7 protein-coding genes are annotated in these 7,152 nt (G+C 33.0%); 2 read left to right on the forward strand and 5 right to left on the reverse strand.

Translation table 11 applies throughout. The annotated features are described in order from the left end of the window. Positions 1–897: 897 nt before the first annotated feature. The 3 genes from ACM6HU_RS22945 to ACM6HU_RS22955 form a co-directional block, all read right to left on the reverse strand. Positions 898–1,173, reverse strand: a complete 276-nt coding sequence (locus tag ACM6HU_RS22945) for a barstar family protein (RefSeq protein WP_097836520.1) — start codon at positions 1,171–1,173, stop codon at positions 898–900. Positions 1,174–1,338: 165 nt separating this feature from the next. Next, the gene (locus ACM6HU_RS22950; protein WP_097836519.1) at positions 1,339–2,163 is read right to left on the reverse strand and encodes an NPP1 family protein; all 825 of its coding nucleotides are present in this window, start codon (positions 2,161–2,163) and stop codon (positions 1,339–1,341) included. A 156-nt stretch (positions 2,164–2,319) separates the two neighbouring features. After that, entirely contained in the window at positions 2,320–2,691 is a 372-nt protein-coding gene (locus tag ACM6HU_RS22955) for a hypothetical protein (protein ID WP_097836518.1), read from the reverse strand. A 323-nt stretch (positions 2,692–3,014) separates the two neighbouring features. Between ACM6HU_RS22955 and ACM6HU_RS22960 the strand changes: the two genes are divergently transcribed. Continuing rightward, positions 3,015–3,872, forward strand: coding sequence for an alpha/beta fold hydrolase (locus tag ACM6HU_RS22960; protein WP_097836517.1), 858 nt, complete (start codon positions 3,015–3,017; stop codon positions 3,870–3,872). A gap of 286 nt (positions 3,873–4,158) precedes the next feature. Further along, positions 4,159–5,337, forward strand: a complete 1,179-nt coding sequence (locus ACM6HU_RS22965) for a macrolide family glycosyltransferase (RefSeq protein ID WP_097836516.1) — start codon at positions 4,159–4,161, stop codon at positions 5,335–5,337. Between the two features lie 345 nt (positions 5,338–5,682). Here ACM6HU_RS22965 and ACM6HU_RS22970 read toward each other — a convergent pair whose 3' ends face one another. Next, complete coding sequence (locus ACM6HU_RS22970; RefSeq protein WP_097836515.1) at positions 5,683–6,228, reverse strand: GNAT family N-acetyltransferase; 546 nt, start codon at positions 6,226–6,228, stop codon at positions 5,683–5,685. A 557-nt stretch (positions 6,229–6,785) separates the two neighbouring features. Next, positions 6,786–7,152 (reverse strand): IS6 family transposase (locus ACM6HU_RS22975; RefSeq protein ID WP_414848476.1); only part of this gene is annotated, 367 nt, incomplete at its 5' end.

A 7,152-nucleotide genomic window follows, 5' to 3' on the forward strand; every position in this document is an offset into this window, starting at 1 on the left:
ACATATGCAAATGCTTCTGTATTTCAAGTTTACATCTGTTTATAAATGTATACCTTTGTAAACGCTCGTTCACTTTTTAGGACGGTTCATTTGTAAAAAGTAAAACTAAGTTTACATCTTTTTATAATTTGTAAAACACACCGTTAAATATCCAAATAAAAACCCAGTGATATCATGCACACGTACTGATATCACTGGGTTTTATGATTTTAACATTTTGTATCTTTTTTAAAACTCACTAATTATAACTTTGTGCATAAATAATATAAGGATTAAATCCCTGAATATTTACAATATTCAACATAAACAATATCAATTTACTATAATATATAATTTATGTAAAATCATAATTAAGCTAAACTCTTCTTTAAATTCTTGCCCCTAACAAGGATTTAAAGACCATGCTATTTTTAGCTACAAATGCGTAAAAAGAAAAAAGCCAAATCTATACAGAATTTGGCTTTTTTCTTTGGAGTTCATGTAAATAACAACTTGAACCCACTACTCTTTTTTAAATGTAATTGTATTTTATCATATTTTAAACGTTTTGTTGTTATATTTTTTAACTTATCAGAAAGTTGCAGGTGAATATTTGGAACAAGCTTTAGCCTATGATATTGCCCCCTAACTACTTGTATATAATAGAAAGTAAAACTAAGTTCATGACTTTTTATAATTTGTAAAATTGATCATTAAATTCTTATAGCTAATGTGTACCTAAAGGTGTGTTTTGTTTTCGGTATAAACCTAAAATTATTTTCATACCTTTTGGAACATGATTGCAATTGTAGCAATGAGTTTATTAGATCTTTTAGTTGAAAAAGAAGAAAGTTGGGTATTATTTCAAAATAGAAAAGCACATATCCAAATTTGGACATGCGCTTTTTATTACATCTATTATTTTACAACAATAAAAAATTGTCCTAGCATTTCTTCTTGTGCATCTTGGAATGTTTCTAAAATTAAATCTGCATATGAACCTAACATTTTTTTACTTTCTTCAAAAGATTCCCACTCTAATGTTAAGGGAAGATCTACCCAAGCTGTTAAACAGTCCCACAATGCATCAGCATTTTCTCCGTAATAGTCCGGAAAATCTAATATTTTCTTTAATGTTTTATGTAGTATCTCTTCACTTGTAAAATTACGTCCGTCTAGCTGTACTGTTTCCATACTAAACACCCTTCCTAAAACATGTAAGTTATTTTAATGTACCTCTTGTAAACTCTTAATTATTTAACAAATGTTATTTTGCACCAGAACCGAAATTTGAAATGAAAAACAAAAAAGAATAGACTTTTTCTATTCTTTTTATATGTATTCATATGAGCGTTATGTTTAAGGAAGCGGTGGATTATCCCATTCTTCGCGTTTCCAAGGTGCTTGGCGAGGATCGCTATATTCGTTTGAATATAGGAGATAAGCTGGATCACCGTAATAAAACGTATCAGGAGCAGCTAAATATTTTGTTACATCATCAATTGGATCATTACTATAGAGAACCCACGGTTGATTCGTTTGATCCCCTTCATCAAGACGTCCATTATTTTTTGTAATATCTCCATTGTAACGAATTTGAACTCCATCTTCTTTATCCCATTTCATCGCATGAGCTCCTCCATCAACACCAATTAAGGGATGCCCATCATCTTTTGGGGTTTCTGACCATGACTTTATTTTATAGCCGTTGTGACTCGATATAAGCAAGTGTGTTGGAACGCCATTTTTCAAGTAAACAAAATACTTTTCCCAATCGTGTTCATGGTTATTAATCCAATCATTATCAGCATAATAAAGCCAATACTCATATATTTCATATTCGCCTTTTTTAGCAATATGAAAATAGACAGCTGGTTGTTGATTATTTGGACCACGATTTGTTAATCCTGTTGATCCTATTCCAGTAACGGCATTTTCAATTTTGAAACGAACTTCATTTTCTTTGTTATGTTCAATATCGTTATCATAAGAATGGAAACGAAAAGCGTGAGGGAAATTTTTTTCTCCCGTATCCATCCAATCCGTTCCATCAAATTGAAGTGTTGCTAAATAAGCAGATGGATTGGGAGCCGCTTCAACATTTGATGAAAGGATTCCAAAAGATCCCCCTATTGCAGAAAATATTATGAATGTCTTTTTTAAAAAATTTTGTTTACTAAACATAATTTTTTCACCTACTTTATTTCGTATAACAATACTATAATACATAAATTCAATTTAAAAATATGCAAATAAACATAAAAGCTTTTTCATAAATGGCTAGCACCACATCACCATCAACTTAACGAAATTTCATATCCTAAAACAGGAACGGTACCTTTATACTTCTAATTCTTTTTCCATTTTGTCTAACACGTTTTGTTTTAAATATAAATACGCTGCTATTTCTTCTTTCGTCATTCCTCTTTCCAAACACATACCATCCAATATAGCCCATTTAGTATCTCCTACAAAATTCCGAAAACGTTGTTTATCTTCTTCTATTACCAACATCATTTCTAATTCTTCCATACCTACAACAGCTCGTTTCCTTCCCAATTCATCCATATAAAATACTGATATAGTATCACATGCCCGATAAATTTCGAACGTAAAAATCTGCTTTCCTCGTTTAACTTCCACAGGATACCACATTAATTCCTGACAACCTGGCATGGATATTTCATATAAATCAGAATGAAAATGCGTCATAATTTCGGCTCCTTTTAGGTTGGATTTATTGGTATATTACACTCTAAATTTTACCAAACAAATATTGATTTACTGTAAAATCAATGTGGATTTTTAAAGTTTAGAAGCTTTTTATGGTTAAAATGTGGGCGGGATCCCATGCCCATCAACCTAAAAAATCCAAATCCCCCCATAACGAAAATTCTATTCATTGTTGACTACTGATAATGATGCGTTATGTTAACCGAGCATGAATACGATATACAGGTTTTTAAGATAGGTTTTCCAATAAACAGTCACGAACTATTAATAATGAAGAGTTCACTTTAAGGAGGATTCATAAAATGAAAAAATTAATGACAAGTGATGGTACTACCTTACATATAAGCAAAGATGGACAAGGATTACCTTGTATTTTCTTACATGGAGGTCCTGGTTATTGGAGTTACTCTTTTGAACGGACAGGTGGCCCTCTTTTGGAAAGTTTTATGGAAATGCATTATCTTGATCAGCGGGGGTGTGGTCGCTCTTCACTCGCTCCGAAAGGAGATTACTCACTAAAAAGATTACTTTTAGATCTTGAGGAAATAAGGCAAGAATTAAAGATAGATAAATGGATTGTAATGGGACACTCATTTGGTGGTATTTTAGCTACTAACTACGCCAAACAACACCCTGACAATGTCTTAAGTTTAATCTTGCTTAATTGTACACTAAACAAGCGAGAGTCAAACCTGCATCAAATGAATGTAGGAAGAAGCTGGTTAGAAGAAGATAATGCTTTGAACTCTTATGAGTCAATCGAGTCTTTCTATAAAGACTTCTTTGCAATGGCTGAAAAACTGCTAGAAATGGGAAAGTATTATGATTTACAGTTCACGGATAGAAAAAACTTTAAAGTCTTAGAAAGCTTAGATAAAGAACTTAAACACCGCCCTGATTTTCGTAAATATGTACATGCAGATCCTGAGTTTTTTCAAGATTATACTCAAATCACAACTGAAATTTCAGTACCAACTCTTGTAATTAGTGGCAAGTATGATGATGCTGTTGGACCAGATCACTATAAAAAATTTAATTTTCCTAATATGTCCGTTGCTATTTTAGAAGATAAGCATCATCCTTATTTAGAAAACAAAGAAGAATTCAGGCGCGCAATTCAGGAATTTATACTAGCTATACCTACTCTAAAAACAACTTAAATTTACTTCCGATATCGGGTTTTATATAAATAAAATAGGTCTAAAGTATGAATCAGTTTCATTATTAAGTATGATTTAAAAATTCCTTTTTTTGTTATCATTTAATTAATATTTAACAAATGGGGGATGAAATATAAAGCTTAAGGTTCAAGGGGTTTCTGAACTGGTTTTGCAGGTAGAATCAATGGCTAGAGCAGCGGGGGATTATTTGTATCCTTAATAGTCAAAGAAAAAGCAGTAAGAGAGTTAATATGTTGCAAGTATTGAGACAAGGAGTGTTATTCGGATGGCAAACATTTTAATGATTAACTTTCCAGCAGAAGGGCATGTCAATCCTACTTTGGGCATTGTAAAAGTTTTTGCGGAAAGAGGAGACAGTGTTCACTATATTACAACTGAAAAATTTAAAGAACGTTTAGAAAAAGTTGGCGCAACGGTTCATCTTCAGCCTGATTTATTGAGTAAAGCATCCATTGATCGGTATTCGAATGCCGGTTTAAATGACTTTCTGAAAATTCAAATTAAAACTTCATTGGACGCTTTAGATATCACAAAACAGTTATCTCAGGATATTGATTTTGACTTTGTATTTTATGAAAAATTTGGAGCAGGGCAACTGGTGAGAGATTACTTGCAAATTCCGGGAGTTTGCTCTTCAGCATCCTTTTTGTTTCCCAAAGAATTTCTTAAAAACATGCCTTTATCTCCAGAATCCGGATTTAAACCTGATGAAGAAGCTGAAAAGTTAATGGTACAAATGAAAGAATGTTATGGCGTAGAGCCGGAGAGCTCGGCTCAGTTTATGAATAATGCGGCGGAATTAACGATTGTTTTTACGAGCCGGTATTTTCAGCCTAATAGCGAAAAATTCGATGATTCAAATATCTTTATCGGACCGACATTCCCAAAGAGGGCTTATACGGGTAGCTTTCCCTTTGAAGCATTAGAGGATGAACAAGTCCTTTATATTTCGATGGGGACGGTTCTTGACCGTACAGAGGAGTTTTTTAATACATGTATTGATGCATTTTCTGATTTCAAAGGAAAAGTTGTCATCGCTGCCGGTGAAAGAGTAGATATGACAAAAATTAAAGAAGCTCCCGAGCACTTTATCATTTCTTCATATGTACCGCAATTAAAGGTACTCGAGCACACGGATGTCTTTATTACCCATGGCGGTATGAACAGCGTGAATGAATCGATCCACTTCAATATCCCAATGGTTGTTATCCCGCATGACAAGGACCAGCCTACAGTGGCGCAGCGTCTGACAGAGCTTAGTGCCGGCTACAGAGTATCAAAAGATAATTTGAAACCTGAAACGTTAAAGGATGCCGTTAAAGAAGTGCTGACCAACGAAATCTATAAAGAGGGTATCAAAAAAATTAATGAAAGTTTTCAAAAAAGCGGTGGGGCAGAAAAAGCTATAGAAGCTATTGATGCTTTTGTGCAAAACAAAAAATGAAGAGAAACACAAAGCCTTATTCAATGCGAGTTGAATAAGGTTTTTTTAGTTTGACTTCCACTAACGAGAATTATGTCAAAAGTAAAGCTATTCTGATGAACGGTTTTACTTTTGACTAGCGTAGTTTTTTCCAAAATGCTGGCGATACCCCATCACTATCAAGCTAACAAAACAAAATCCCCCTAAAATGAAAAAATCCGCTGACTTCTCAAAGTAATTAACTGTAGTGAAAGAAAATTTTTATTTTGGGGGTACATTAAAACTTTAGCTTGATGGCCATGGCGTACCGCCCACATTTTAACGATTTCATACGCCAAGAGATTCTCAAAAACCAATAGCATGATTTCAATTGAGATTTTGATTTAAATGATGCGTTCTGAGACATTCTTCTTCTTCTAAAATAGCGTAATAATATTCATCCCACCATTCATTTCCATGTGGTATGCACTTCCTGAAATAGCCTTCTCTTCTCATTCCAATCTTCTCCATCACTCGATATGATGGGGTATTTTGTGGCTGACATGTAGCTATAATTCTATGTAGTTTCATTTCCTTAAACCCATATTTCAATGTAGCTTGTGCTGCTTCAGAAGCATATCCTTTATTGAAATATTTAGGATTGAACACCCAACCAATCTCATAAGTATGTTCACCAAAATATTTATGAAAAACAATATGACCAATCAGGATATTTTCATCTATTAATACCACAGGAAAGTTCTTAGCATTTTCACCAATGTTTTCATTCACAAAGTTTCTTGTATCTTCTTCAGTAAACACCCCATCGGGTATGTATTTCATAACATTGATATCTGATGTATACTCATGGACAGCTTGCCAATCTTTGAACTCAAATTTTCGTATTAATAATCTTTCTGCTTTTACAAACATTTACTTTTCCCCCTCAAAAAATCGTAACTTTATTTCAAATCCACATTTAACCCTTAAACCAAAAAGAACTTGTAGGAATCACTACAAGTTCTTTTTGAGATAATGTTAATAAGGGACAAACAAACTATCTTAACAGACATAACAGGGAAACTACTTGAAGACTGGTGTGACAAGTTCATTATATAACAAATATTAACATTTGAAGATTATAATTTTGAAAATTGTGTGAATTACGAAAGCAAAACGAGTTATTGCATTTTTATTCCTTCAAAAATCCTTCTGTTCATTTCGTATAAAACGCTTTAAAGCGACATCTATATCATAATATATTAGTAAAATTATAGGTATATGCAAACAGAGAAGAATGATAAAATAATACCTATAATTCTCCTCATACAGGCATCTCCTTTCAAAATATGTAATTTTTAGAACCTTACAATTATAAATTAAATCTCTATATTTACATAATAAGAAATTAATAAAATACACAATTGGGTTCTGGTGCAAAGATAAAATAAAAGAGAATATAGCGCATATATTTCTAGTGGAATTGTATTTTATGCTGTTAGTCCAAACAATTGATGGATGAATTCTTTCTGGTTTTGAACAGACTGATTTCGTAAATCAATCTGTTCTTTTTTAATCATATGCATAGCTTCCACTCCTGCAAGAATGGATGTGGCTGTACCAAAAGACTTGAACCCTAACATAGAACGCACACGTTTCTTAATAAAACGATGATCTTGTTCCACTATATTATTGAGATATCTAACTTGTCTTAGCTTTATGCCTTCAGGCATATGTTTTGCTTCTTTCAATGCTTGAATTGCTACAGGATAGGCAGGGTTCTTATCTACTGTTATCACGCGAGGTTTAGAAACATGAAAAGACCGCAAAGCTTTCTTGAAAAAGCGCTTTGCAGCC

It is taken from the genome of Bacillus sp. IT-79MI2, from assembly GCF_949768135.1.
Taxonomy (GTDB): domain Bacteria; phylum Bacillota; class Bacilli; order Bacillales; family Bacillaceae_G; genus Bacillus_A; species Bacillus_A pseudomycoides.